The following is a 23,766-nucleotide window of genomic DNA, read 5'->3' on the forward strand; positions in this document are numbered from 1 at the left end:
TGAGCTGGCAGTGCGGCCGAAATCCCTTATTGAGTATCGACTTAAGTTAGGGGCGCTTCCAGTTTGTTCAACTGCGCGCCAACAGCGGATTTTACCTCTGCTGCGCTACTACTTCGGACGGGGCGCCTGAGCAGGCTGCACGGCCGGCTGCGCCACCGCTGCCACCATGGGTGCCGGAGGCAGTTTCTGGCCGGCGGTGAGGAATTTTTGCGGGTCCTGGAACACGCCCTGCACCAACACCTCGAAATGCAGATGCGGGCCGGTCGAGCGTCCGGTGGTGCCCACCTCGGCGATTTTCTGGCCACGCTTGATCAGGTCGCCCTTTTTGACCCAGACCCGGGAGGCATGGGCGTAGCGGGTCACCAGGTCATTGCCATGGTCCACCTCGACCATGTTGCCGTAAGCCGGGTGGTATTCCTGCGTCACCACAATCCCGCCGGCGGCCGCCAGAATCGGCGTGCCAGGCTCGGATGGAAAGTCCAGGCCAGTGTGTAATGCGGAGCGACCATTGAGCGGATCAAGCCGCCAACCAAACGACGAGCCGAGCACACCCCCCGACACCGGCTGCTGAGTAGGCACCATCATTTTCTTGATTTTCTGGTCAAACAAACGCGACTCCATCACCGTCATCAGGTCCACACGCTGATCGGTGAGTTTGTCGAGATCGGCCAGCGTGGCCTGCAATTCGTCCATGGTCAACGAACGGCCGGTGACCAACACCCCACCGCGGCCGGGCAAGGTCTTGATGTCGTTGGGATTGACCCCCGCCAGGCCGGAAACCCGCTCGCCCAGGGCTTCGAGCTGCATCATCTTGGCCTGCATTTCGCCCAGCCTTTTGGCCATGGCGTCGAGGTTTTCGCGCAGGAAACGATCCCGCTGCTCGAACTCGTCTTTCACCACCAGCTTGACGAGGGCACCCACCACCGGCCAACCTTCGCGCGCGCCCTTGAGAAACACCCAGTGGTACAGGCCCGCGGCCACCAGCATCAAGACCAGCGCCCCGACAAAAATCGCCACCACCAGCTTGGTGCCACTTAAATAAATGGCACGGCTTTTTGCCAGCCACGCATCCGTGATAATCAAATGCACCTGTCCCACTCCTTGAAAACCTGAGCCCACCCACCGTGATTTCCCGCCCCCGCCTGCATCAGGCCGTCACTCTCAGCCAGGCGGCAGAAAATGCGCCGTCTCTGGCGCGGCTGGCCATGCTGGTCAAGGAATCCAACGACAGGCTCAAAGCCATCGAGTCCTTGCTTCCGGCCAGCTTGCGCTCCGCGATTCAGGCTGGGCCGATGGACGAGGGTGTCTGGTGCCTGCTGGTCAGCAGCAATGCAGCTGCAGCCAAGGTTCGCCAGTTGTTGCCCCTGATCCAGTCCCGCCTGACGGACAAAGGTTTGAAGGTTACCTCAATTCGGCTGAAGATACTAATCACCCGAAAGTAGTCAAAATCGAAGTAAAACACGCTGCAAAGGCTTGCAGGGCTTGATGATGATGCTATTGAAGTGATAGTCGCCTGCACCAGCAGCCAGGTGCCGGTGCAGGGATATCATCAATGGTGCCGCTTGTCGGATTCGAACTGACGACCTACCGCTTACAAGGCGGTTGCTCTACCAACTGAGCTAAAGCGGCACAAACTTAATTTTACTTGACCCGTTTCAGCGAAGGACGTTTGCCCTGCTGCGGTTTGGGTGGCTCCGGGGGATCCGTGTCATCGTCACGGTCCGAAGCAGCATTGTTAGCCGGCACCAATTGTACGATCTTTATTTCCGGTCCCGCCGAAAGTTTTTCATCTTCTGCAGACAAAGCCGATGCCGGCTCATCCAACTCGCCTGATCCATCCGCGTCCGCCTCTGGCTGCGAATACGGCACCCCCGGTGTGACCAAAGGAAACGCCATGCCCTGGCCGTTTTCACGCGCATAAATGGCAATGACACGGCTGATGGGCACCATGATTTCACGTGCACTACCGGCGAACCTGGCCTTGAACTCGATGAAATCGTTGCCCAGCTTGAGCGAACTCGTGGCATCAAAACTGATGTTGAGCACGATCTCATTGTTCTTCACGTATTCGCGCGGCACCTGCACCGTCTCATCGACGGCCACGGCCACATAGGGCGTCAAACCGTTGTCGGTGCACCATTCGTAAAGCGCCCGTATCAGGTAGGGGCGTGTGGAGGTGGCGTCCAGGGCGTTCATCAAATCAGCCATTTAAACCAGAACCAGCGAGGCATGCGAACCGGCGCCCTCTTCCCCAGCCAGGGCCGCGGAACCGGCTAAGCCGGGCCGCAGGCGCAGCACCCCCTCGGGGGGCAGCGCAGTACGCGAAGCGACAAGCGTGGAGGCCATATTACTTGCGCATGACTTTCTCGGACGGCGTCAGCGCCTCGATGTAGGCCGGGCGCGAGAAGATGCGTTCGGCGTACTTGAGCAGCGGCGCGGCATTTTTCGACAGGTCGATGCCGTAGTAGTCCAGGCGCCAGAGCAGCGGTGCAATCGCCACGTCGAGCATGGAGAAATTGTCGCCCAGCATGAACTTGTTTTTCAGGAACACCGGGGCCAGCTGGGTCAGGCGATCGCGGATGTGCGAGCGGGCTTTTTCCAGCGCTTTTTCATTGCCTTTGGAGGCACGGGCTTCCAGGGTGTTGACGTGAACAAACAACTCTTTTTCGAAGTTGAGCAGGAACAAACGAACCCGCGCGCGGTCGACCGGGTCACCGGGCATCAGTTGCGGGTGCGGGAAACGCTCGTCAATGTATTCGTTGATGATGTTCGACTCGTACAGAATCAGGTCGCGCTCGACCAGAATCGGCACCTGGCCGTACGGGTTCATCACATTGATGTCTTCGGGCTTGTTGTACAAGTCCACGTCGCGGATTTCGAAATCCATGCCTTTTTCAAACAGCACAAAACGGCAACGGTGCGAAAAGGGGCAGGTCGTGCCTGAATAAAGGACCATCATGGTACGGGACTCCTAAATGCAAAGGAGTGGATACGTTGAAAGCATCCACTCCAGAAGGTGCCGGGCACGTGCCCCGGCGAAAAAATTACTTGATGTCTTTCCAGAACGCAGCGTTCAGGCGCCAGGCAATGAAGGTGAACATTAGCAGAAACATCAATACCCAGACGCCCACACGGACACGGGTGTTCTGCGCCGGCTCACCCATCCATTGCAGGTAAGCCACCAGATCGCCCACTGCCTGGTCATATTGCAACGGGGTCAGGGTGCCAGGGGTGACCTGTTGCCAGCCCTTGAAGACCGAGACCTTGTGGCCGTGTTCTTCTTTTTCGTCAAACAGCGGCTTGCGTTCGCCCGACATCTCCCACATCACATGCGGCATGGCCACGCTGGGGAAAGCCAGGTTGTTCCAGCCCGTGGCCTTGGTCTCGTCGCGGTAGTAGGTGCGCAGGTAGGTGTAGAGGTAATCCGCACCGGTGCCGCCGTGGCCGGAACGCGAACGCGCGATCACGGACAGATCGGGCGGGTTGGCGCCAAACCATTCCTTGGCCTGCTTGGGATCGATGGACGCCTTCATGGTCTCGCCGACCTTGTCGGTGGCGAACAGCAGGTTGTCCTTGATCTGCGCCTCGGTCAAACCGATGTCGCGCAGGCGGTTGTAACGCATGAACGCGGCCGAGTGGCAATTCAGGCAGTAGTTGACAAACAGCTTGGCGCCGTTTTGCAGGGCACCCAGGTCGTTGATTTTATTCGGCGCCTTGTCCCAAGTAATACCTTCGCTCGCTGCGTACACGCCGTTGCCGCCGGCCAGCGCCAGCACGGTCACCACACCCAGAGCGAGTTGTTTCAATGTCTTCATCATGTTCTGGATCTCCGGCTCAGTGGGCAGCAAAAGTCACGCGATCGGGCACGGGCTTGAAGGTACCCTGGCGGCTCCACCACGGCATCAGCAAGAAGAAACCGAAGTAAAACAGCGTGCCAATCTGCGAAATGGTCTGGGCAATGTCCAGCGTCAGGAAATGGCCCAGGCTGAAGCTGCCCCACACGCCCGGTGGCTGGATACCCAGGTAACCCAGGATCAGGAACAAAAAGATGAACACGGCGTAAACGTATTTATGCCAGTCGGGGCGATAACGCAAGGATTTGGCTTCGCTGTGGTCCAGCCAAGGCAGGAAGAACAGGATCACCACGGCGCCGCCCATCACGACCACACCCCAGAACTTGGCATCCAGCGATTTGAGCAGCAGGATTGCCACCACCACGGCGACCGCCATCGCCACCTTGAGGCCGATGTTGAACTTGCCCTTGATGAAGGCAAACACCACAGCCAGCCCCAGAATCACCGAGATCACATTGATCAGGTCGTCGGTCGTGGCCCGCAGCATGGAGTAATAAGGCGTGAAGTACCAGACCGGTGCAATGTGCGCAGGGGTCTTCAGCGAATCGGCCGGAATGAAGTTGTTGTATTCCAGGAAATAACCACCGGCCTCGGGGGCGAAGAAAATAATCGCCGAGAAGACCATCAGGAACACGCTGACACCAAAAATGTCATGCACCGTGTAATAAGGATGGAAAGGAATGCCATCCAGCGGTTTGCCATTGGCGTCTTTGTGGGCCTTGATTTCCACGCCGTCGGGGTTGTTGGAGCCGACTTCATGCAGTGCGATCAAATGCGCCACCACCAGGCCCAGCAACACCAGCGGCACGGCAATCACGTGGAACGCGAAGAAACGGTTCAGCGTGGCGTCACCGACCACGTAGTCGCCGCGGATCAGCAGCGCCAGGTCGGGACCGATGAAAGGAATCGCGGCAAACAGGTTCACGATCACCTGGGCGCCCCAATAGGACATCTGGCCCCATGGCAGCAGGTAACCCATGAAGGCTTCGGCCATCAGGCACAGGAAAATCGCGCAGCCGAAAATCCAGATCAGCTCGCGCGGCTTGCGGTAGCTGCCGTAGATCAGGCCGCGGAACATGTGCAGGTAGACCACGACAAAAAATGCCGAAGCGCCGGTGGAGTGCATGTAACGCACCAGCCAGCCCCAGGGCACATCGCGCATGATGTATTCGACCGAGCCGAAAGCCAGTGCGGCGTCGGGCTTGTAATGCATGGTCAGGAAAATACCGGTGACGATCTGGATGACCAGCACCAGCAAGGCCAACGAGCCAAAAACGTACCAGAAGTTGAAATTCTTCGGTGCGTAATATTCGCTCATGTGCTCTTTGTAGAGCTTGCTGGCGGGGAAGCGGTTGTCGACCCAGTTCATCAACTTGGCCGCAGCCGGTGCATCGGGGGAGATTTCTTTTAGTTCAGCCATAAGGGATCCTATTCGCTAGTCGGTGGAGGACTTGGGCGGACGCCACACGGCGCCGGCCTGCTTGTCCAGCAAAGCTTCAGGCTTTTTTATCCTCACCGATCAGCAGCTTGGCGTCTGACAGGTACATGTGGGGTGGCACTTCCAGGTTGTCCGGCGCCGGCTTGTTTTTATACACACGGCCGGCCAGATCGAAGGTCGAGCCATGGCAGGGGCACAGGAAGCCGCCTTCCCAGTCGTCCGGCAGCGAAGGCTGCGCGCCGGGCTGAAACTTGTCGATAGGTGAGCAACCCAGGTGCGAGCAAATGCCGACGGCCACAAAAATCTCGGGCTTGATCGAACGGACGTCGTTGCGGGCGTATTTGGGTGTGAGTTCGTCGGGCTTGCGCTCGGACTTGGGATCCGCCAGTTGCGAATCAAGCTTGGGCAGTTCGGCCAGTTGCGCGGGTGTGCGCTTGACGATCCAGACCGGCTTGCCGCGCCATTCCACGGTCAGTTTTTCACCAGGCTTCATGGCCGAGATATCCACCTCGACGGCGGCACCCGCGGCCTTGGCTCTTTCGGACGGCTGAAACGTGCTGACAAAGGGCACAGCAACAGCGGCAACACCAGCGCCGCCAACGGCGCAGGTGGTCACGATCCAGTTTCTTTTATCTTTATCGATCGGCGCACTGAGCGGCACCTTGTGGCTTGCTTGGGTCATGGATGTCCTACAAGAACGTGGCTTGAAAAACTTGAAAAGGGGCTTATCGGGGTCAACCCGGGATTGTAGCGGAGCGCGAAGGGTTATTTCAAGCGGCCAGGCGCCCTCCCGAGCGCCCGACGCCGGCATGGCGCGGCCGCCACCGTGGCGGCAACCACCATCCGGGCTGGTGCAAACCCACGGGCTGCGACCATAATCTGGCTGCGGGCCGGCATCCCAGCGGCAAGCACTGATTCAGCCAACAACAAGGAGTACACCATGGGCATGATGCAGGAATTCAAGGAGTTTGCGATCAAGGGCAGCGTCGTTGATCTGGCGGTCGGCGTGATCATCGGTGCGGCTTTCGGCAAGATTGTCGACTCCGTGGTCAGCGACCTGATCCTGCCGGTGGTGGGCGCGGTGATCGGCAAGATTGACTTTTCCAACCTCTTCATCGTGCTGGGCAGCGTGCCCGCGGGAACCGCCACCACCCTGGACGCCCTGAAAAAAGCCGGCGTTCCGGTGTTTGCCTATGGCAACTTCATCACGGTGGCGGTCAACTTCGCCATCCTGGCCTTCATCATTTTCCTGATGATCAAACAAATCAACCGCATGAAAAAGGAAACCCCGGCCGCGCCCGCTGCGCCGGCACCCACGCCGGAAGACGTGGTGCTGCTGCGCGAAATTCGCGACAGCCTGAAAAACCGCTAAGCCCGAAGCAGCCGGCGCCGGCAGCCGCTACCAACTTGATAGCTGCCTGCGCCCGCCCTTCCTGGGCTAGAGGCACTTTTTCCTTGAATTTTCAAGGAATCCGCGATTCAGGCGGCCAACTGGCGTGCCATGCGAATCGCCGCGATCAGGCTGGCCGGGTCGGCCTGGCCACTGCCGGCGATGTCAAACGCCGTTCCGTGGTCCGGGCTGGTACGCACCAGCGGCAGGCCCAAGGTGACGTTCACGCCCTGCTCCACCCCCAGGTATTTGACCGGGATCAGGCCCTGGTCGTGGTACATCGCCACCACCACGTCGAACTCGCCGGGCTTGTCCGGCGTGTTGCGTGCGCGCATGAACACCGTGTCCGGCGCAAAAGGCCCGCTGACGTCCAGGCCTTCAGCCCGCGCGGCGGCGATGGCCGGCGCGATGATGGTCTGCTCTTCGCTTCCAAAAAGACCGCCCTCGCCCGCGTGCGGGTTCAGGCCCGCCACCCCGATGCGCGGCGGCCGGCCCAGGCTGGCGCCCACCGCGGTGTGTGTGATGCGCAGGGTCTGCAGCACCTGGTCAAAAGTCACCGCCGCTATCGCCTGGCGCAGCGACATGTGAATGCTGACCAGCACGGTCTTGAGCTCGTTGTTGGCCAGCATCATGCGCACCGGCACGTCCTGCACGGGCTTGCCGAGAAACGCCGCGGCCTCGGCCTGCAGCATTTCGGTATGTCCCGGAAACTGCGCGGCCCAGCCGCCGGCGGCGGCCAGGGCCTCCTTGTGGATCGGCGCGGTGACCAGGGCGGCGGCCTCACCGGCCAGCACGGCGCGGGCGGCCCAGACAATGCAATCGGCGGCCGCTTGCCCGGCCAAAGGACTCACCAGCCCATAAGGGACGGGCGCAGGCAACTCACATTTTTGCAGCACCGGGATGCAGCGCGGCGGCACCGAGCTGAGTTGCGCCAGGGTCTCCAGCTGCGCCACGGCCAGCGGCACCGACGCCGCCGTCAGCGCGCAGGCACGGCGCAGGGTGGCCACGTCGCCGACCACCACACAAGCGGCCATGTCAGCCGGCGCATCGCGAAAAGCCCTGGCGATGATTTCCGGGCCAATACCGGCCGCATCGCCCATGGTGATGAGAAAAGGTTTGTTCATTCGAATACCTTGGTGCTTCGCACTGCGGCGCTCATGCCGGGTTGTCGATGTCGATGAATTCATGGGCCAGCCCGAACTGCGCCGCCACATGCGCGGCCACGGCGGGCGCGCCGTAACGCTCGGAGGCGTGGTGGCCGCAGGCGATGAAGGCCACGCCCATCTCGCGGGCGTAATGCGCTTGCGGCTCGGAGATTTCGCCGGTGATGAAGGCATCGGTGCCGGCGGCAATCGCCGCCTCGAAATAACCTTGCGCGCCACCGCTGCACCACGCTATGTTTTTAATAGCTGATTGCGCCCGTCCTACAAGGACCACAGGCCGATTTAATGCATGCTGGATGTGTTCGGCCAGTTGCTCGGCGTTGTCAAAACCCTCGGCAGCGTCGCTGCGGTGGCCCAAAAAGCCCAGGTTGTTCTCGCCGAAATAACGCTCGGCACGCAAGCCCAGTTGCCGCCCCAGTTGGGCGTTGTTGCCCAGTTCCGGGTGGGCGTCCAGCGGCAAATGGTAGGCATAGAGGTTGATGTCATGCGCCAGCAGCAGCGCCAGGCGTTGTTTCATCCAGCCCGTGACACGGCCGTCCTGGCCGCGCCAGAACAGGCCGTGGTGCACAAAAATCGCATCGGCCTGCGCGGCCACCGCCGCCTCGATCAGCGCCAGGCTGGCGGTGACGCCGGACACGATTTTGCGCAGCTCGGCCTTGCCTTCGACCTGCAGGCCATTGGGGCCGTAGTCCTTGAAACGTTCGGGCTGCAGCAGCGCATCGAACGCCTGCAACACATCCTGTCGGCTAGCCTGAGGAGAAGTAGTCATGTGCCGATTGTCTCAGGCCCGCAGCGTCACGTCAGGCCTTGCGCGGGCCGCGCCGTGCCGCCTTCTTCCCCAGCTGTTTCTCGACATAAGCGCGGTGGGTCATGGGCAGCAGGCCCAGGGCAAAACCCAGGATGGCCAGCCCGCCAACGTAATGCGCCGGACCCATCGCGTCCTGTTGCACCCAGGCGCTGATGATGATGGGTGTCAGGCCGCCAAAAATGGCGTAAGACATGTTGTAGGCAAAAGACAGGCCGGAAAAACGCACCGCCGCCGGAAACGCCCGCACACCGACGATGGGCACCACGGCGATGATGCCTACAAACAGGCCCACCAGCGCGTAGCTGAGCATCAGCGAGGCGGGTGTGCCGGGCAGGCCGCTGTAAAACAGATAGGCCGAGATAAACAGGCCGGTAAAACCGATCAGCATCACCGGACGTGTACCAAAACGGTCCGTCGCCCAGCCGACCAACACACAACCCAAGGTCAACATCAGGGTGGCGATGCAGTTGGCCTCCAGCGCCAAGGTCACGGGAATGTGGTGCACGGTCTGCAAATAGGTCGGCGTGAACAGCACCACCACCACGATGGCGGCGGACAAGACCCAGGTCAGCAGGCCGACCAGCAGGCTGGCGGCGCGGTGCTCGCGCAAAATCGTTTTGACCGGCATCTCGCGGGCCACGTCACGGCGTGCGGCCAATTCCTGGAACACCGGGGTTTCCTGCAGAAAACGGCGCAGATAGACCGAGACCATGCCAAAAACACCGCCCAGGATAAAAGGAATACGCCAGGCAAAGTCGCTCACCTGCGCCGGGCTGTAGTGGCGGTTCAGTGCAATCGCGACCAGCGAACCGAGCAGGATGCCGCCGGTGATACCCGCCGTCAGCGTGCCTATGCCCAGGCCATAACGTTTGGCCGGCACATGTTCAGCCACAAAAACCCAGGCGCCCGGCATTTCACCGCCAATCGCCGCGCCCTGCAAGACCCGCATGGCCAGCAGCAGCAGCGGCGCCGCCACACCAATGCTGGCATAGGTGGGCAACAGGCCGATCACCAGCGTAGGCAGCGCCATCATGAAAATACTCAGCGTGAACATGCGTTTGCGGCCCAGCTTGTCGCCGAAATGCGCAATCACAATGCCGCCCAGCGGACGCGCCAGGTAGCCGGCGGCAAAAATGCCAAAGGTCTGCAACTGGCGCAACCAGTCCGGCATGTCGGCGGGAAAAAACAGGCCGCCCAGCACGGTGGCAAAAAAGACGTAGATCACGAAGTCGTAAAACTCCAGCGTGCCGCCCAGGGCGGACAGCCCCAGGGTCTGGTAATCGTGGCGGGAAAGCGTGCGCGAAGGCGCGGCAGCGGCGCCCGCGCGGGATGGAGTCGGCTTGGTCATGGGTCTTCCCGAGGCAGTGATCAGTGTTGAAAAACTGCTGCGCGAAAAGGGACAGGCGGGGTCACTGCCTGCCGCCAGCGGCCGTTCAGGGCGCGCCAGGGTCTGGCGTCAGGCGGGCGGCAGCCCGGTATGGTGGCTGCCGCGAGGAACAGGTCGGCTTGCACAGCCTGCCTGTATTTTAAGGGTTTTCCCTTAATGCTTTGGAATTAACGGTTGGTTCCGACCTTCAGGGCAGGAAACCTTCGACCGACAGATAACGTTCGCCGGTGTCGTAGTTAAAACCCAGTACCGTGCTGCCGGGCGGAATCTCCGGCAGCTTTTGCGCAATCGCCGCCAGGGTGGCACCCGAGGAAATACCAACCAGCAGGCCTTCCTGCGCGGCGCAGCGGCGCGCGTAGTCCTTGGCGGCATCACCTTCGACCTGGATCACGCCGTCGAGCAAACTGGTCTGCAGATTGACCGGGATAAAACCCGCGCCTATGCCCTGGATGGGATGCGGCGAAGGAAGGCCGCCGCTGATCACCGGCGAGGCCGCCGGCTCGACCGCATACACCTGGGTGTGCGGAAACTTGGCCTTGAGCACCTGGGCCACGCCGCTCAAATGGCCACCTGTGCCCACCCCGGTGATCAGGTAGTCCACGCCCAACGGAAAGTCGGCCAGGATTTCTTGTGCGGTGGTGCGCACATGGGCGTCGATGTTGGCCGGGTTGTCAAACTGCTGCGGCATCCAGGCGCCAGCCGTTTGGGCCACCAGTTCTTTCGCGTGGGCAATCGCGCCGTTCATGCCTTTTTCGCGCGGGGTCAGCTCGAAGGTCGCGCCGTAGGCCAGCATCAGGCGGCGCCGTTCGAGGCTCATGCTGTCGGGCATCACCAGCACCAGCTTGTAACCCTTGACCGCCGCCACCATGGCCAACCCGACGCCGGTGTTGCCCGAGGTCGGCTCGATGATGGTGCCGCCCGGCTTGAGCGCGCCGGATTGTTCCGCCGCCTCGACCATGGACAACGCGATGCGGTCCTTGATGGAGCCGGCCGGGTTGCTGCGTTCGGACTTGATGTAAATCTGGTGGGTCTGGCAGGCCGCGCCAAACAGCCGGTTCATGCGGATATGCGGCGTGTTGCCTATGGTGGCGAGAACGCTGGAAGCTTTCATGGCAAGGTCCTTGAGGGTCGTTGTGGTGGCTTGGCCTGGGATTTGGCAAATTATGAGGCTTGGCGCCGGCCTGACGCGCTGTCAGGCCGGAACCGGGCGCACAAATTGGGCGAGAATTGGCGCATGAGGGGGCGGCCGATTTCAGGTCACGCCCCTGACCCGTTTGCCCGACTTTTCCCGACCTCTCCGCCGTTTCACCCTGGAACCACCATGCGCAAATCCTGGCTTTTGTTTTCCCAAACCGTCACGGTGCTCCTGGCCGCCTATTTTGTGGTGGCCACGCTGCAGCCGCAGTGGCTGAGCCGCTCGACATTGGGCAATGCGGTTGCCGTGATCCAGGCGCCGGCCGGCACCACGCCACCTGCTCCCGCGCCCGGCAGCCTGGCCGCGGCCGCCAAAACCGCGTCGGCCGCCGTGGTCAGCATCAACACCAGCAAAACGGCGGCACGCAACCCCAACATGGACGACCCCTGGTTCCGCTTCTTCTTCGGCGACCAGGGCCAGAGCGAGCCGCAGGTCGGCCTGGGCAGTGGCGTCATCGTCAGCGCCAGCGGCTACATCCTGACCAACAACCATGTGGTCGACGGCGCCGACGACATCGAGGTCATTCTCAACGACACACGCAAGGCCAAGGCCAAGGTCATAGGCACCGATCCGGAAACCGATCTGGCCATCCTGAAAATCGAATTGGATAAATTGCCGGTCATCGTGCTCGGCAGTTCGGACACGGCGCAGGTCGGCGACCCGGTACTGGCCATAGGCAACCCTTTTGGCGTCGGGCAAACCGTCACCAGCGGCATTGTCAGCGCGCTGGGCCGCAACCAGCTGGGCATCAACACCTTCGAGAACTTCATCCAGACCGATGCGGCCATCAACCCCGGCAACTCCGGCGGTGCTCTGGTCGATACCCAGGGCCGGCTGTTAGGCATCAACACCGCGATTTATTCACGCTCGGGCGGCTCCATGGGCATTGGCTTTGCGATTCCGGTGTCCACCGGCAAACAGGTGCTGGAAAGCATCGTCAAGGACGGCCAGGTGACACGTGGCTGGATTGGTGTGGAGCCGCAGGACCTGAGCCCGGAGCTGGCCGAGACCTTTGGCATCAAGCCCGACACGGTCAAGGCCGGCGGTGTGATCATCACCGGGGTGCTGCAAAACGGCCCGGCGGCGCAGGCCGGCATTGTGCCCGGCGACGTGATTGTCGAGGTGGCAGGCAAACCGGTGGCAACCGTGTCCGAGTTGTTGAGCGCCGTGGCCGCCCTCAAGCCGGGCGTGCCGGCGCCGCTGAGCGTGTGGCGCAAGGACAAAAAGACCGATATTCCGGTGGTGCCCGGCACCCGCCAACGGCCCAAGGTGCGGCGCTAGATCGGGATTTGATTCGCTATTGGATTGATAGCTGCTTGCGCCCATGGATCAAGGGCTGCAGGCCTTTTTCGCTTAAGACTTGGCGACTTCGGTGTCTTCTGGCGGCGCCTGGGTGTTCTTGATAAATATCTGCGCCGCCCAGATGCCGATTTCGTAAAGCAGGCACATCGGAATGGCCAGGGCCAGCTGTGACACCACATCCGGCGGCGTGACCACCGCGGCGACCACAAAAGCCAGCACGATGAAGTAGCCGCGGAAACTTTTCAGTTTCTCGACGCTGACGATGTTCATACGTGCCAGCACCACCACCGCGATCGGCACCTCAAACGCCATGCCGAAGGCCAGAAACATGCTCAGCACAAAACCCAGGTAGGCCTCGATATCCGGCGCCGCCACAATCGACTTGGGCGCAAAACCCTGGATGAAACGAAACACCTGGCCGAAGACAAAGAAATAACAAAAAGCCACACCGACAAAAAACAGCACGGTGCTGGACACCACCAGCGGCATCACCAGTTTCTTTTCATGGGTGTAAAGGCCGGGCGCGACAAAGGCCCAGACCTGGTAGAGCACCACCGGCAAGGCCAGCATGAAAGCGGCCATCAGCATGATTTTCAGGGGCACCATGAACGGCGAAATCACCGAGGTGGCGATCAGCGAGGCGCCCTTGGGCAAGGTGGCGACCAGCGGCGCGGCCAGCAGGTCGAACAGCACGGCCGGACCGGGCCAGAGGGCCAGCACGCCGGCGGCGATACCGATGGCGATCACCACCTTGATCATCCGGTCGCGCAACTCCATCAGGTGCTGCACAAAAGGCTGCTCGGTGCCCGCGAGTTCGTCGGGCTTGTCGGTGTTGGAATCGCTCATGGCAGAACTTTGCGCTGGATGGAAGGCGCCGTGGGGTGCGCGGGAAAAGGCCGATAAAACGAAAAATCAGGCATTGCGGGCCGGACGTGGGCGAAAACGCGCCACACGCGCCGCGCCCGACAGCGCCTTGGTGCGCACACCGGCGCGGGACTTGTACCACTGCGGTGTGGCACCGGCTTTCAGCCGCCAGTTTTTCTTCGGGTGTTTGTACTCGGGGAAACTGATCATGCCCGGCAACTCGTCGCTGGACGTCGTGCCCGTGGTTTCCGCCCAGGATTTTTCAAAGTCGCTGGCGTTGGTCTGTATGGAGTTTTCGACATCGCGGGCAGCGCCCTCGACGGATTCCTTCATCTTCTTGAGTTCATCCAGCTCCATCGAGCGGTTGACCTCCTGCTTGACGTCATTGACATAACGCTGCGCCTTGCCCAGCATCATGCCCACCATGCGGGCCACCCGCGGCAGTTTTTCGGGGCCGATCACGATCAGCGCCACCGCGCCTATCAGGGCGATTTTGGACAGGCCGATGTCGATCACGGCAGTTCAGCCCTGAGAGTCGTCAGGAAAAGAGCGGCTGCCAATCAAGACTTCTGCTTGGCTTCGACGTCGATCGTGGTTTTGTCGGCGCTTTGGGCGTGGGTCACCTGACCGGCGGCCGCGTCGGCTTTTTCGTCAGCGGTCTGGCCGCCTTCTTTCATGCCGTCCTTGAAACCCTTGACCGCGCCGCCCAGGTCGCTGCCCATGTTTTTGAGCTTTTTGGTGCCGAACACCATCACCACGATCAACAGAACGATCAACCAATGCCAAATGGAAAATGAACCCATGTTTTGCTCCTAATCTTTAATTGCAATCTTGCACAACGTTGCGCCCATTCTAAGGGCCTTGTACGCCGTTTCGCCGTCTTGACTTGCATTGACCACCCTGCCGGCTCAACTGGTATTTGCGGGGGAATGCCGGCCCTGCAAGGGGTCAGCAAAGTCCGCGAAGCACCCGCTTGGGGGCAACGGCCGCCGCGCAGGGCCGCCCCAAGCAAGGCCAGCCCCCTCGGGGGGCAGCGCAGCACGCGAAGCGACAAGCGTGGGGGCTCTATTTTTAGCCGCGCAGCCAGGGCCGGGGACCACCCATCACGTGCAGGTGCAAATGCTGTACTTCCTGCCCGCCTTCGGCGCCGGTATTGACCACCATGCGAAAACCACCCTCGGGGTAGGGTCGGCAGCCTTTTTCCAGGGCCAGCTTGGGCGCCAGCGTCATCATGCGGCCCAACAGCGCTTCGTGGGCCGGCCCGACCTGGGCCATCGAGGCAATGTGGGCTTTCGGAATCATCAAAAAATGCACCGGCGCCCAGGGGTGGATGTCGTCGAAAACGAAGATGTCCTCGTCTTCGTAGACCTTGGTGCTGGGGATTTTGCCGGCGGCAATTTTGCAAAAAATGCAGTTGTCTTCGGAATGGCTCATGGGTGTCTGCGGCTCAGATAAAAGGGGTGACGCGGGCCGGCCGGTTGCTGTTGAAACGTAGCCAGCCGCGTATGCAGCGGTACAGGTACCAGAGGTACACAATGCCGTAGGCCACCATGCCGGGCAACAAAAACAGCAGCCACAGGGGCGACAGCAGCACCAGCCACATCACGGTCCACCAGAAGGTCTGGATCATGTAGTTGTGGTGGTCGATGTACAAGGCGTCGGACTCGTCGGCACGGCGGATGTAATTGATGATGAGGGCGATCACCGCAAAAATGCCGCCACTGAACCAGGCCAGCGTGTGCAGGCCGTACAGCACATGCATGATGGTGCGGTCATTGGAGGTTTTGTAATCGAATTCAGCCAAATCTGTCTCGCTCATGGTTTCCTCTTTGGGGCACTTGCCTTATTTTTCAGTCGCGTCACGGGCCTGCACCTTGCGCAAGGCCTTTTCCTCGATACCACTGGTGCCTTCGCGGCGCTCCAGCTCGGCAATCACGTCGGCCGGGCTCAAGCCGTAATGCGCCAGCGCAATCATGCTGTGAAACCATAAATCGGCGACTTCGCCGACCAGTTTGGCTTTTAACTCGGGTGTGGCGCCGCCGTGGTCGATGTCCTTGGCCGCCATCACGGTTTCGGTGGCTTCTTCGCCGATTTTTTTCAAAAAGGCGTCCGGGCCCTTGTGCAACAGGCGCGCCACGTAGCTGGTGCCCGGGTCGCCGCCGTTGGCCGCTTTGCGACTTTCGATGATGTGCGCCAGGCGCTGCAGGGAATCGTTGGAGCTCATAGGTCTTGTTTTATTTGTAGATGCTGTGCGGGTCTTTCAAGACCGGCTCGGTCACGACCCACTGGCCGTCCTTGTACAGGCTGAAAAAACAGCTGTGGCGACCTGTGTGGCAGGCAATGCCGGGTTCATGGCCAAGCTGCGTGACCTTGAGCAGAATCACGTCGTTGTCGCAGTCCAGCCGGATTTCATGCACGGTCTGCAGGTGGCCGGACTCTTCGCCTTTGTGCCACAGCCGCCCGCGCGAGCGGCTGTAATACACGGCCTGGCCCAGCTCGGCGGTTTTTTGCAGCGCCTCGCGGTTCATCCAGGCAAACATGAGCACGTCGCCGCTGGAAGCTTCCTGGGCAATCACCGGGATCAAACCCTGGCCGTCCCATTTGATGTCGTCTAGCCAATTTTGAGTCATGCGCCAATTGTCATGGATTTGGAGAGGCCTCGGGGATATCCCAGGTCTGGATATCGCGGGACCGGCTCCGCCGGACCGCAGATATCGCCCCAACAGGGGGAAGGCGTAGCGACACGAAGTGCGCCAAGCCGACGGGGGTTGCCTAGATTCGCACCGGGATGCCGCGCCCGGCCATGTGCGCCTTGGCCTGCTGCACCGTGTATTCGCCGTAATGGAAAATGCTGGCGGCCAGCACCGCATCGGCGCCGCCCAGCTGGATGCCGTCGGCCAGGTGGTCCAGGTTGCCGACGCCGCCGGAAGCAATCACCGGCACGTTGATGGCGTCACTCACGGCGCGGGTCAGCGCCAGATCGAAGCCGGCCTTGGTGCCGTCGCGGTCCATGCTGGTCAGCAAAATTTCGCCGGCGCCGCGCCGCGCCATCTCGGTGGCCCAGGCGACAGCGTCCAGGCCGGTGTTTTACGGCCGCCATGACTGTAAACGTCCCAGCCGGCGCCGCGGGTGGCCGCGTCTTCGTCGCTGCGGCGTTTGGCATCGATGGCGACCACGATACATTGCGCGCCGTATTTGGCCGAGGCGTCTTCAATCACCTGCGGGTTGGCCAGCGCGGCCGAGTTGAAACTGGTCTTGTCGGCACCGGCATTCAGCAGGCGCCGCACATCGTCCACCGTGCGCACACCGCCGCCCACCGTCAGCGGGATAAACACCTGCGAGGCCACGGCTTCGATGATGTGCAGGATCAGGTCGCGGCCGTCGCTGGTCGCGGTGATGTCCAGAAAAGTCAGTTCGTCGGCGCCCTGCTCGTTGTAACGCGCGGCGATTTCCACCGGGTCACCGGCGTCGCGCAGCTGGGTGAAATTCACGCCTTTAACGACGCGACCGCCGGTGACGTCGAGGCAGGGAATGATGCGTTTGGCTAACAAGCGTTATCCGTTAAGTTCGTCAGCTTTGGCCTGAGCGGCGGCAAAATCCAGGTCGCCGCTGTAAATTGAACGGCCGCAGATCACGCCTTCGACGCCTTCGTCTTCGACCGCACAAAGTGCTTCGATGTCGGCCATGTTGGACAGGCCACCCGAGGCGATCACGGGAATGGTCAGGGCCTTGGCGAGTTTGACGGTGGCGTCGATATTGATGCCGCTGAGCATGCCGTCGCGGCCGATGTCGGTATAGATGATGGATTCGACGCCGTAGTCCTGGAATTTCTTGCCAAGGTCAATCACTTCGTGGCCGGTCAGCTTGCTCCAGCCGTCGGTGGCGACCTTGCCGTCCTTGGCGTCCAGCCCGACGATGATGTGGCCGCCAAAAGCGGTGCAGGCGTCCTGCAGAAAGCCGGGGTTTTTCACCGCGGCCGTGCCAATGATCACGTAACGCAGGCCGGAATCCAGGTAACGCTCGATGGTGTCGAGGTCGCGGATGCCGCCACCCAGCTGCACGTCGATTTCGCTGCCGACTTCGGCCAGGATCTTGCGGATCGCGGCTTCGTTTTTCGGTTTGCCGGCAAATGCCCCGTTCAAATCCACCAGGTGCAGGCGGCGCGCGCCTTTGTCGACCCAACTGCGCGCCATGGCGGCCGGGTCTTCACTGAAGATGGTGGATTGGTCCATATCGCCCTGTTTGAGGCGCACGCAATGGCCGTCTTTTAAGTCAATCGCGGGGATAAGTAGCATGGGCAATAAAGGAAAAACGGTGAGGTTGGAGTGAAGGAAAACCGCTGCGGCCGGGGCCGGCGGGCGGTGAAGGGCTTTGAAAAGCTTGGGGTTAAGGCTTCCAGTGCAGGAAATTGCGGTACAGGGCCAGTCCGTGGTCGGCGCTTTTTTCGGGGTGAAACTGCGTCGCGAAAATATTATCGCGCGCAACCGCCGCCGTAAAGCGCCCACCATAGTCGGCTTCGCCGGCAGTGTGGCGCGCATCCGACGGACGGGCGTAGAAACTGTGCACGAAGTAAAAATAGGCGCCGTCGGGCACACCGGCCCAGACCGGGTGGCCAGAGGCGGACTGGTAAACCTGGTTCCAGCCCATTTGCGGCACCTTGTAACGGCTGCCGTCGGGCTGCATGCGTCCGGCCAGGTCGAATTTGAGGACCTCGCCGGGAATCAGGTTCAGGCCGGCCGTGCCGGCGCCGCCGTCACCGGGCTGGCCTTCTGCGCTGTGGGTCAGGAGCATCTGCATGCCCACACACACACCAAACAGCGGTTTATGCGCGGCCGCATGCAAAACGGCGGGCAAGAGGCCGGACTCGGCGAGTTCGCGCATGCAGTCGGCAATCGCGCCCTGCCCCGGCAAAACCACACGTTCGGCGTTCATCACGTCTTCGGGGCGGGACGTCACCACCACGTCAAAGCCGCTGCCTTGCGCCACATGCTGGACCGCCTGCGACACGGAGCGCAGATTGCCCATGCCGTAATCGACCACGGCGACTGTTTTGTTGGATGCCATCAGACGCCGGACCCGCTACTGTATTTATAGCTGCTTATACCCGTAAATCCTGGGCTGGATGCCAATTTGATGCTTGAACACATGCAGATGGGCCTTACAGCGAACCTTTGGTCGAAGGAATCACGCCGGCGGCGCGTGGATCGATCTCCAGCGCCATGCGCAGCGCGCGGGCAAAGGCCTTGAACACGGTCTCAGCCTGGTGGTGGGCGTTTTCGCCCTTCAGGTTGTCGATGTGCAGGGTCACAAACGCGTGGTTCACAAAACCCTGGAAAAACTCATGTGCGAGCTGGCTGTCAAAGCTGCCAATCATGCCGCTTTTGAAAGGCACGTTCATCACCAGGCCGGGCCGGCCCGAAAAGTCGATCACCACACGTGACAAAGCTTCGTCCAGCGGTACATAAGCGTGGCCGTAACGGCGCAAGCCTTTTTTGTCGCCAACGGCCTGGGCCACGGCCTGGCCAAAGGTGATGCCCACGTCTTCCACCGTGTGGTGGCCGTCGATGTGCAGGTCGCCCTTGGCCTGGATGTCCAGGTCAATCAGGCCATGGCGCGCAATCTGGTCCAGCATGTGGTCGAAAAAACCGATGCCGGTGGACAGGGCCGCCTGGCCGGTGCCGTCCAGGTTGAGCTTGACGGTGATGTTGGTCTCGGCGGTGTTGCGCGAGACTTCGGCGGTGCGGGGCGCCAGGGTCGTGGGGGTGGTCATAGTGATTCTTTAAGGGCTGCCAGCATGTGCCGGTTCTCGTCGGCGGTGCCGACCGTCAGGCGCAAACATTGGGCGAGCAATGGGTGCATTTTAGAAACGTTTTTGACCAGCACCTTGCGGGCACGCATGCCCTCAAAGGTTTTCTGGGCATCCGGCACCCGCAGCAGGATCATGTTGGCGTCGCTGTTCCAGGTCTTGACACCCGGCAAGGCCTGCAGCGCTTCCAAAAGAATAGCACGCTGCGCCCGTATGTCCTGGGCCTGGGCCGCAAACACCTCGGCATGTTCGAGCGCAAACAAGGCGCACTCGTAGTTCAGCACGCTGATGTTGTAAGGCGGGCGTACCTTGTCGATCTCGGCGATCAGCGCTTTCGGGCCCATCAGGTAACCCAGGCGCACACCGGCCAGGCCGAACTTGCTGAGCGTGCGCATCAGCAACACATGGGGGTGCCGGGCGATGCGGTTGATGTAACTTTTGCTGGCAAACGGCTGGTAAGCCTCGTCGATGACCACCAGGCCGGGCGCGGCGGCGATGATTTTGTCAATCACCGCGTCGTCCCACAAATTGGCCGTCGGGTTGTTCGGGTAGGCGATGTAAACAATGGCCGGCTGGTGTTCGGCCATCGCGGCCAGCATGGCGGCTTCGTCGAGTTCAAAGTCCGGCGTCAAGGGCACACCGACAAACTTCAGGCCCTGCAGTTGCGCACTGATGCCGTACATCACAAAACCGGGCAGTGGCGCGAGGATGGTGGCACCGGGCACGTCGCAGGCCATGGCCAACAGCGAGATCAACTCGTCCGAGCCATTGCCCAGCATGATGTCAAAGCCTTCGGGCATCTGCGCATACGCGGCCAGTGCCGCACGCAAGTCGTTGATGCGGCCGTCCGGGTAGCGGTTCAGCGCCAGGGCGCCCAGGCGCTGGCCCAGCTTGGCCTGCAAGTCGGCCGGCAGGCGGTGCGGGTTTTCCATCGCGTCGAGCTTGAGCAGGCCGGCGGAATCCTGGACCGCATAAGCGTGCATGGACTGGATATCTTGCCGAATCAAATTTTTCAGCTTGGGCGCGATGTTGTTCATTTTTTCATTCTCATTTCAGCGGCGCGGGCGTGCGCCTGCAGCCCCTCGCCGTAAGCCAGCTCGGCGGCGATTTTGCCCAGGGTTTGCGCCCCGGCTTCGCTGACCTCGATCAGGCTGGAGCGTTTCTGGAAATCGTAAACACCCAGCGGGCTGGAAAAACGCGCCGTGCCGCTGGTTGGCAGCACGTGATTCGGGCCGGCGCAGTAGTCGCCCAGCGATTCGCTGGTGTAAGCACCGAGGAAAATCGCCCCCGCGTGTTTGAGCAGTGGCTCCCAGCGTTGCGGGTCGGTGCTGGAGACTTCCAGGTGTTCGGGCGCAATGCGGTTGCTGATGGCGCAGGCCTCTTCCATGCTGCGCGTCTGGATCAAGGCGCCGCGGCCGTTCAGCGATTTGGCGATGATCTCGGCGCGCGGCATGGCCGGCAGCAAGCGGTTGATGGCTTCCTGCACCGCATCCAGGTAAGCCGCGTCGGGGCTGAGCAAAATGCTTTGCGCCAGCTCGTCGTGTTCGGCCTGGCTGAACAAGTCCATGGCCACCCAGTCGGCCGGCGTGCTGCCGTCGGCCAGCACCAAGATTTCGCTGGGGCCGGCAATCATGTCTATGCCGACGGTGCCAAAAACCCGGCGTTTGGCGGCCGCCACATAGGCGTTGCCGGGGCCGGTGATCTTGTCGACGGCGGGAATCGTCGCCGTGCCGTAAGCCAGCGCCGCCACCGCTTGCGCGCCGCCTATGGTGAAGGCGCGTGTGACACCGGCCACATAAGCGGCGGCCAGCACCAGCGCGTTTTTTTCGCCCCGGGGTGTGGGCACCACCATGATGATTTCGCCAACACCGGCCACATGGGCGGGAATCGCATTCATCAGCACCGAGGAAGGATAAGCCGCCTTGCCGCCGGGCACATAAATACCGGCGCGATCCAGCGGCGTGACCTTCTGGCCCAGCAAGGTGCCGTCTTCGTCGCGGTACTGCCAGCTTTCGCCGCTGGCCTTCTTCTGGGCCTCGTGGTAGCTGCGCACACGGCGCGCGGCCGCCTGCAGCGCCTCGCGCTGGGCGACGGGAATCGTGTCGAAAGCGGCCTTGAGTTCAGCCTGCGTCAGCTCCAGCGCCTGCAGGGAATTGACATCGAGGTGGTCAAACCGGCGCGTGTAGTCCAGCACGGCGGCATCGCCGCGTTGTTGCACGTCGGCCAGGATGTCGGCCACGACTTGCTCGATCGCCGCGTCGGTTTCGGCGGACCACTGCAGCCGCGCCTTCAGTTGAGCATCAAAAGTGCTGTCAGCCGTGGACAGACGGGCGGGAGTAGCTACCAGATTCATAGCGTTTTATCAGGGGCTGGACGGTGGAATGGCCGATGCAAACGCATCAATGATGTTGCGCAGGGGCGCCTGCTTGAGCTTGAGCGCGACCTGGTTGACCACCAGGTGTGAGCTGATGTCCATGATGCGTTCGACCTCGACCAGGTGGTTGGCCTTGAGCGTGTTGCCGCTGCTGACCAGGTCGACAATTGCGTCGGCCAGGCCGGTCAGCGGCGCCAGCTCCATGCTGCCGTAGAGCTTGATCAGGTCCACATGCACGCCCTTGGTGGCGAAAAAATCGCGCGCGATGCTGACAAACTTGGTCGCCACTTTCAGGCGTGAACCCTGCTTGACGGCGGCTTCGTAATCAAAACCGGCGCGCACCGCCACACTCATGCGGCACTTGGCGATCTGCAGGTCCAGCGGCTGGTACAAGCCCTGGCCACCATGTTCGATCAAGGTGTCCTTGCCGGTCACGCCGAGGTCGGCGCCGCCGTATTGCACATAAGTCGGCACGTCGGTGGCGCGCACCAGCACCACACGCACGTCAGGCCGATTCGTCGCCAGGATCAGCTTGCGCGATTTTTCCGGGTCTTCCAGCACCTCTATGCCGGCGGCTTTGAGCAGCGGCAGGGTTTCGTCGAAGATGCGTCCTTTGGACAATGCCAGTGTGATCATGCTTTTACCCGCTCGATGTCGGCGCCGATGCCACGCAGCTTGGCTTCCATCTGGTCGTAACCGCGGTCCAGGTGGTAGATGCGGTCAACCAAGGTCTCGCCCTGGGCCACCAGGCCGGCAATCACCAGGCTGGCCGAGGCCCGCAGATCGGTCGCCATCACCGTGGCGCCCGAGAGTTTTTCAACCCCTTCCATGACGGCCACCTTGCCCTCGATCTGGATTTTTGCGCCCAGGCGCAGCATCTCGTTGACATGCATGAAACGGTTTTCAAAAATCGTTTCGGTCACCGTGCTGGAACCCTGCGCAATCGCATTGAGTGCCATGAACTGGGCCTGCATGTCGGTCGGGAAACCCGGGTATTCGGTGGTGCGGAAAGACTGCGCTTTCATGCGGCCCTGCGCCTGGACACGGATGAAACCGTCGCCCGCCGTCACAATGGCACCGGCTTCACGCAGCTTGTCGATCACCGCGTCCAGGTGGTCGGCACGGCCATGGCGCAGCACCACATCACCGCCCGTGGCGGCCACGGCGCAGAGAAAAGTTCCGGTCTCGATGCGGTCGGCCACCACCTGGTGCGTGCAGCCGTGCAGGCGCTCCACGCCCTGGATGCGGATGCGGCGTGTGCCGTGGCCTTCGATCTTGGCGCCCATCTTGATCAGCATTTCGGCCAGATCGCCAATTTCGGGCTCCTGCGCGGCGTTCTCCAAAATGGTTTCACCCTCGGCCAGGCTGGCGGCCATCAGGAAGTTTTCGGTGCCGGTGACGGTCACCATGTCGGTCGTGATGCTGCAACCCTTGAGCCTGGTCTGTCCGGCGGGCAGTTTGGCAATCATGTAGCCGTGTTCGACCACAATCTCGGCGCCCATGGCCTGCATGCCCTTGATGTGCTGGTCCACAGGCCGCGAACCAATCGCGCAGCCGCCTGGCAAAGACACCGTGGCCTCGCCAAAACGCGCCAGCAGCGGGCCCAGGGCCAGCACCGAAGCGCGCATGGTTTTCACCAGCTCATACGGGGCTTCCGGCGAACTCAAGCCGCCGGCGTTGATGGTGATGCGACCGGGTTTGGTGGCGTCATGCTCGGCCGTCACACCCATGTTGCGGATCAGCTTGAGCATGGTCGCCACGTCCTGCAGGCGCGGCACGTTGTCCAGCGTGACCGGCTCGGCGGTCAGCAAGGCGGCGCACAACTCCGGCAAGGCCGCGTTTTTGGCGCCCGAAATATCCACCGTGCCGGCCAGCGTTTTGCCGCCTTTGATAAGTAGTTTGTCCATGTTTTATGCGGCCGGATTGTTGGCCCACTCGACGGGCGTGTAGGTCTTCATCGACAAGGCATGCACCTCGTCGCTCTGCATGCGGCCACCCAGCGTGGCATACACCCGCTGGTGGCGCTGGATCAGGCGCTGGCCTTCAAAGGCGCTGGACACCACGGTGGCATACCAGTGCCGGCCGTCGCCGGTCACCTCAAGGTGGTCGCAATCCAGGCCGGCACGGATGATGGCCTGTAGTTCTTCGCTGGTCATGGTGTTTGAATACTTATAGAGAAAAATGA

The 23,766-nt window shown here is 61.6% G+C and carries 28 protein-coding genes, 1 tRNA gene and 1 pseudogene; 3 read left to right on the forward strand and 27 right to left on the reverse strand.

Annotated elements, in window-relative coordinates; translation table 11 throughout:
* Positions 1 to 108: 108 nt before the first annotated feature.
* Positions 109 to 1,089, reverse strand: a complete 981-nt coding sequence (locus tag ACHMXK_RS19125; protein ID WP_397442103.1) for a M23 family metallopeptidase — start codon at positions 1,087 to 1,089, stop codon at positions 109 to 111.
* A 35-nt stretch (positions 1,090 to 1,124) separates the two neighbouring features.
* Between ACHMXK_RS19125 and ACHMXK_RS19130 the strand changes: the two genes are divergently transcribed.
* Positions 1,125 to 1,442, forward strand: coding sequence for a hypothetical protein (locus tag ACHMXK_RS19130; protein WP_397442104.1), 318 nt, complete (start codon positions 1,125 to 1,127; stop codon positions 1,440 to 1,442).
* A gap of 111 nt (positions 1,443 to 1,553) precedes the next feature.
* Here the strand turns inward: ACHMXK_RS19130 and ACHMXK_RS19135 are convergent.
* The 6 genes from ACHMXK_RS19135 to petA all read right to left on the reverse strand — a co-directional run bounded on the left by ACHMXK_RS19135 (position 1,554) and on the right by petA (position 5,974).
* A tRNA-Thr gene (locus ACHMXK_RS19135) sits at positions 1,554 to 1,629 on the reverse strand.
* A 12-nt stretch (positions 1,630 to 1,641) separates the two neighbouring features.
* Positions 1,642 to 2,196 carry a ClpXP protease specificity-enhancing factor gene (locus ACHMXK_RS19140; protein WP_397442564.1) on the reverse strand — a complete coding sequence of 185 codons (555 nt, stop codon included), beginning with the start codon at positions 2,194 to 2,196 and terminating at the stop codon, positions 1,642 to 1,644.
* 151 nt (positions 2,197 to 2,347) lie between these two features.
* On the reverse strand, positions 2,348 to 2,959 hold the full coding sequence (locus tag ACHMXK_RS19145) for a glutathione S-transferase N-terminal domain-containing protein (protein WP_397442105.1): 612 nt from the start codon (positions 2,957 to 2,959) through the stop codon (positions 2,348 to 2,350).
* Positions 2,960 to 3,044: 85 nt separating this feature from the next.
* Positions 3,045 to 3,815, reverse strand: coding sequence for a cytochrome c1 (locus tag ACHMXK_RS19150; RefSeq protein ID WP_397442106.1), 771 nt, complete (start codon positions 3,813 to 3,815; stop codon positions 3,045 to 3,047).
* 19 nt (positions 3,816 to 3,834) lie between these two features.
* Positions 3,835 to 5,274 (reverse strand): cytochrome bc complex cytochrome b subunit, encoded by a 1,440-nt coding sequence (locus tag ACHMXK_RS19155; RefSeq protein ID WP_397442107.1) that lies wholly within the window; start codon positions 5,272 to 5,274, stop codon positions 3,835 to 3,837.
* A gap of 76 nt (positions 5,275 to 5,350) precedes the next feature.
* Complete coding sequence (gene petA / locus ACHMXK_RS19160) at positions 5,351 to 5,974, reverse strand: ubiquinol-cytochrome c reductase iron-sulfur subunit (RefSeq protein WP_397442108.1); 624 nt, start codon at positions 5,972 to 5,974, stop codon at positions 5,351 to 5,353.
* A gap of 258 nt (positions 5,975 to 6,232) precedes the next feature.
* Here petA and mscL point away from each other — a divergent pair, with 258 nt between their 5' ends.
* Positions 6,233 to 6,664, forward strand: a complete 432-nt coding sequence (gene mscL, locus ACHMXK_RS19165) for a large conductance mechanosensitive channel protein MscL (protein WP_397442109.1) — start codon at positions 6,233 to 6,235, stop codon at positions 6,662 to 6,664.
* 107 nt (positions 6,665 to 6,771) lie between these two features.
* On the opposite strand, the gene pdxA is transcribed toward mscL, so the two are convergent.
* The 4 genes from pdxA to cysK form a co-directional block, all read right to left on the reverse strand.
* Positions 6,772 to 7,806, reverse strand: coding sequence for a 4-hydroxythreonine-4-phosphate dehydrogenase PdxA (pdxA, locus tag ACHMXK_RS19170; protein WP_397442110.1), 1,035 nt, complete (start codon positions 7,804 to 7,806; stop codon positions 6,772 to 6,774).
* Between the two features lie 31 nt (positions 7,807 to 7,837).
* Entirely contained in the window at positions 7,838 to 8,614 is a 777-nt protein-coding gene (locus tag ACHMXK_RS19175; RefSeq protein WP_397442111.1) for a Nif3-like dinuclear metal center hexameric protein, read from the reverse strand.
* A 31-nt stretch (positions 8,615 to 8,645) separates the two neighbouring features.
* On the reverse strand, positions 8,646 to 10,001 hold the full coding sequence (locus ACHMXK_RS19180) for an MFS transporter (protein ID WP_397442112.1): 1,356 nt from the start codon (positions 9,999 to 10,001) through the stop codon (positions 8,646 to 8,648).
* Positions 10,002 to 10,227: 226 nt separating this feature from the next.
* The gene (cysK, locus tag ACHMXK_RS19185) at positions 10,228 to 11,151 is read right to left on the reverse strand and encodes a cysteine synthase A (RefSeq protein ID WP_397442113.1); all 924 of its coding nucleotides are present in this window, start codon (positions 11,149 to 11,151) and stop codon (positions 10,228 to 10,230) included.
* Between the two features lie 210 nt (positions 11,152 to 11,361).
* Between cysK and ACHMXK_RS19190 the strand changes: the two genes are divergently transcribed.
* The gene (locus ACHMXK_RS19190) at positions 11,362 to 12,516 is read left to right on the forward strand and encodes a trypsin-like peptidase domain-containing protein (protein WP_397442114.1); all 1,155 of its coding nucleotides are present in this window, start codon (positions 11,362 to 11,364) and stop codon (positions 12,514 to 12,516) included.
* 72 nt (positions 12,517 to 12,588) lie between these two features.
* Here ACHMXK_RS19190 and tatC read toward each other — a convergent pair whose 3' ends face one another.
* The 16 genes and pseudogenes from tatC to ACHMXK_RS19270 form a co-directional block, all read right to left on the reverse strand.
* Positions 12,589 to 13,383: a twin-arginine translocase subunit TatC gene (tatC, locus tag ACHMXK_RS19195; RefSeq protein ID WP_397442115.1), complete on the reverse strand. Its 795-nt coding sequence runs from the start codon at positions 13,381 to 13,383 to the stop codon at positions 12,589 to 12,591.
* A gap of 66 nt (positions 13,384 to 13,449) precedes the next feature.
* A complete protein-coding gene (gene tatB / locus ACHMXK_RS19200; protein WP_397442116.1) occupies positions 13,450 to 13,917 on the reverse strand; it encodes a Sec-independent protein translocase protein TatB in 468 nt (155 codons plus the stop codon).
* Between the two features lie 44 nt (positions 13,918 to 13,961).
* Positions 13,962 to 14,204: a Sec-independent protein translocase subunit TatA gene (gene tatA, locus ACHMXK_RS19205; RefSeq protein WP_318408288.1), complete on the reverse strand. Its 243-nt coding sequence runs from the start codon at positions 14,202 to 14,204 to the stop codon at positions 13,962 to 13,964.
* Between the two features lie 268 nt (positions 14,205 to 14,472).
* A complete protein-coding gene (locus ACHMXK_RS19210) occupies positions 14,473 to 14,835 on the reverse strand; it encodes a histidine triad nucleotide-binding protein (protein WP_397442117.1) in 363 nt (120 codons plus the stop codon).
* A 13-nt stretch (positions 14,836 to 14,848) separates the two neighbouring features.
* On the reverse strand, positions 14,849 to 15,220 hold the full coding sequence (locus ACHMXK_RS19215) for a DUF4870 family protein (RefSeq protein ID WP_397442118.1): 372 nt from the start codon (positions 15,218 to 15,220) through the stop codon (positions 14,849 to 14,851).
* A gap of 24 nt (positions 15,221 to 15,244) precedes the next feature.
* Entirely contained in the window at positions 15,245 to 15,625 is a 381-nt protein-coding gene (locus tag ACHMXK_RS19220) for a phosphoribosyl-ATP diphosphatase (RefSeq protein WP_397442119.1), read from the reverse strand.
* Positions 15,626 to 15,635: 10 nt separating this feature from the next.
* On the reverse strand, positions 15,636 to 16,031 hold the full coding sequence (gene hisI / locus ACHMXK_RS19225; RefSeq protein WP_397442120.1) for a phosphoribosyl-AMP cyclohydrolase: 396 nt from the start codon (positions 16,029 to 16,031) through the stop codon (positions 15,636 to 15,638).
* A gap of 142 nt (positions 16,032 to 16,173) precedes the next feature.
* Positions 16,174 to 16,952, reverse strand: a pseudogene (hisF, locus tag ACHMXK_RS19230) (imidazole glycerol phosphate synthase subunit HisF).
* A 3-nt stretch (positions 16,953 to 16,955) separates the two neighbouring features.
* Positions 16,956 to 17,696, reverse strand: coding sequence for a 1-(5-phosphoribosyl)-5-[(5-phosphoribosylamino)methylideneamino]imidazole-4-carboxamide isomerase (hisA, locus tag ACHMXK_RS19235; RefSeq protein ID WP_397442121.1), 741 nt, complete (start codon positions 17,694 to 17,696; stop codon positions 16,956 to 16,958).
* Between the two features lie 91 nt (positions 17,697 to 17,787).
* The gene (hisH, locus tag ACHMXK_RS19240) at positions 17,788 to 18,465 is read right to left on the reverse strand and encodes an imidazole glycerol phosphate synthase subunit HisH (RefSeq protein WP_397442122.1); all 678 of its coding nucleotides are present in this window, start codon (positions 18,463 to 18,465) and stop codon (positions 17,788 to 17,790) included.
* A 94-nt stretch (positions 18,466 to 18,559) separates the two neighbouring features.
* Positions 18,560 to 19,171 (reverse strand): imidazoleglycerol-phosphate dehydratase HisB, encoded by a 612-nt coding sequence (hisB, locus tag ACHMXK_RS19245; RefSeq protein WP_397442123.1) that lies wholly within the window; start codon positions 19,169 to 19,171, stop codon positions 18,560 to 18,562.
* Complete coding sequence (hisC, locus tag ACHMXK_RS19250) at positions 19,168 to 20,244, reverse strand: histidinol-phosphate transaminase (RefSeq protein WP_397442124.1); 1,077 nt, start codon at positions 20,242 to 20,244, stop codon at positions 19,168 to 19,170. Before hisC ends, hisB begins: the two co-directional genes overlap by 4 nt.
* Positions 20,241 to 21,560, reverse strand: a complete 1,320-nt coding sequence (hisD, locus tag ACHMXK_RS19255) for a histidinol dehydrogenase (RefSeq protein WP_397442125.1) — start codon at positions 21,558 to 21,560, stop codon at positions 20,241 to 20,243. The genes hisC and hisD overlap by 4 nt, the downstream gene beginning before the upstream one ends.
* Positions 21,561 to 21,569: 9 nt before the next feature.
* On the reverse strand, positions 21,570 to 22,217 hold the full coding sequence (gene hisG / locus ACHMXK_RS19260) for an ATP phosphoribosyltransferase (RefSeq protein WP_397442126.1): 648 nt from the start codon (positions 22,215 to 22,217) through the stop codon (positions 21,570 to 21,572).
* Positions 22,214 to 23,488 (reverse strand): UDP-N-acetylglucosamine 1-carboxyvinyltransferase, encoded by a 1,275-nt coding sequence (gene murA / locus ACHMXK_RS19265; protein WP_397442128.1) that lies wholly within the window; start codon positions 23,486 to 23,488, stop codon positions 22,214 to 22,216. Before murA ends, hisG begins: the two co-directional genes overlap by 4 nt.
* 3 nt (positions 23,489 to 23,491) lie before the next feature.
* The gene (locus ACHMXK_RS19270) at positions 23,492 to 23,737 is read right to left on the reverse strand and encodes a BolA family protein (RefSeq protein ID WP_397442129.1); all 246 of its coding nucleotides are present in this window, start codon (positions 23,735 to 23,737) and stop codon (positions 23,492 to 23,494) included.
* Between the last annotated feature and the right edge of the window lie 29 nt (positions 23,738 to 23,766).

Origin of the sequence: Polaromonas sp. UC242_47, from assembly GCF_044452385.1 — a bacterium.
Lineage (GTDB): Bacteria > Pseudomonadota > Gammaproteobacteria > Burkholderiales > Burkholderiaceae_C > Polaromonas.

What these genes read in the sequence shown, in the direction of transcription:
- hisC (WP_397442124.1), bottom strand. Translation starts at nt 20,244, where the DNA reads ATGAACAACATCGCGCCCAAGCTGAAAAATTTGATTCGGCAAGATATC.
- petA (WP_397442108.1), bottom strand. Translation starts at nt 5,974, where the DNA reads ATGACCCAAGCAAGCCACAAGGTGCCGCTCAGTGCGCCGATCGATAAA.
- ACHMXK_RS19140 (WP_397442564.1), bottom strand. Translation starts at nt 2,196, where the DNA reads ATGAACGCCCTGGACGCCACCTCCACACGCCCCTACCTGATACGGGCG.
- hisG (WP_397442126.1), bottom strand. Translation starts at nt 22,217, where the DNA reads ATGATCACACTGGCATTGTCCAAAGGACGCATCTTCGACGAAACCCTG.
- hisD (WP_397442125.1), bottom strand. Translation starts at nt 21,560, where the DNA reads ATGAATCTGGTAGCTACTCCCGCCCGTCTGTCCACGGCTGACAGCACT.
- ACHMXK_RS19180 (WP_397442112.1), bottom strand. Translation starts at nt 10,001, where the DNA reads ATGACCAAGCCGACTCCATCCCGCGCGGGCGCCGCTGCCGCGCCTTCG.
- murA (WP_397442128.1), bottom strand. Translation starts at nt 23,488, where the DNA reads ATGGACAAACTACTTATCAAAGGCGGCAAAACGCTGGCCGGCACGGTG.
- ACHMXK_RS19220 (WP_397442119.1), bottom strand. Translation starts at nt 15,625, where the DNA reads ATGAGCTCCAACGATTCCCTGCAGCGCCTGGCGCACATCATCGAAAGT.
- ACHMXK_RS19270 (WP_397442129.1), bottom strand. Translation starts at nt 23,737, where the DNA reads ATGACCAGCGAAGAACTACAGGCCATCATCCGTGCCGGCCTGGATTGC.
- ACHMXK_RS19210 (WP_397442117.1), bottom strand. Translation starts at nt 14,835, where the DNA reads ATGAGCCATTCCGAAGACAACTGCATTTTTTGCAAAATTGCCGCCGGC.
- pdxA (WP_397442110.1), bottom strand. Translation starts at nt 7,806, where the DNA reads ATGAACAAACCTTTTCTCATCACCATGGGCGATGCGGCCGGTATTGGC.
- hisA (WP_397442121.1), bottom strand. Translation starts at nt 17,696, where the DNA reads ATGCTACTTATCCCCGCGATTGACTTAAAAGACGGCCATTGCGTGCGC.
- hisI (WP_397442120.1), bottom strand. Translation starts at nt 16,031, where the DNA reads ATGACTCAAAATTGGCTAGACGACATCAAATGGGACGGCCAGGGTTTG.
- tatC (WP_397442115.1), bottom strand. Translation starts at nt 13,383, where the DNA reads ATGAGCGATTCCAACACCGACAAGCCCGACGAACTCGCGGGCACCGAG.
- hisB (WP_397442123.1), bottom strand. Translation starts at nt 19,171, where the DNA reads ATGACCACCCCCACGACCCTGGCGCCCCGCACCGCCGAAGTCTCGCGC.
- ACHMXK_RS19145 (WP_397442105.1), bottom strand. Translation starts at nt 2,959, where the DNA reads ATGATGGTCCTTTATTCAGGCACGACCTGCCCCTTTTCGCACCGTTGC.
- ACHMXK_RS19150 (WP_397442106.1), bottom strand. Translation starts at nt 3,815, where the DNA reads ATGAAGACATTGAAACAACTCGCTCTGGGTGTGGTGACCGTGCTGGCG.
- ACHMXK_RS19215 (WP_397442118.1), bottom strand. Translation starts at nt 15,220, where the DNA reads ATGAGCGAGACAGATTTGGCTGAATTCGATTACAAAACCTCCAATGAC.
- ACHMXK_RS19155 (WP_397442107.1), bottom strand. Translation starts at nt 5,274, where the DNA reads ATGGCTGAACTAAAAGAAATCTCCCCCGATGCACCGGCTGCGGCCAAG.
- hisH (WP_397442122.1), bottom strand. Translation starts at nt 18,465, where the DNA reads ATGGCATCCAACAAAACAGTCGCCGTGGTCGATTACGGCATGGGCAAT.
- mscL (WP_397442109.1), top strand. Translation starts at nt 6,233, where the DNA reads ATGGGCATGATGCAGGAATTCAAGGAGTTTGCGATCAAGGGCAGCGTC.
- cysK (WP_397442113.1), bottom strand. Translation starts at nt 11,151, where the DNA reads ATGAAAGCTTCCAGCGTTCTCGCCACCATAGGCAACACGCCGCATATC.
- tatA (WP_318408288.1), bottom strand. Translation starts at nt 14,204, where the DNA reads ATGGGTTCATTTTCCATTTGGCATTGGTTGATCGTTCTGTTGATCGTG.
- ACHMXK_RS19175 (WP_397442111.1), bottom strand. Translation starts at nt 8,614, where the DNA reads ATGACTACTTCTCCTCAGGCTAGCCGACAGGATGTGTTGCAGGCGTTC.
- ACHMXK_RS19190 (WP_397442114.1), top strand. Translation starts at nt 11,362, where the DNA reads ATGCGCAAATCCTGGCTTTTGTTTTCCCAAACCGTCACGGTGCTCCTG.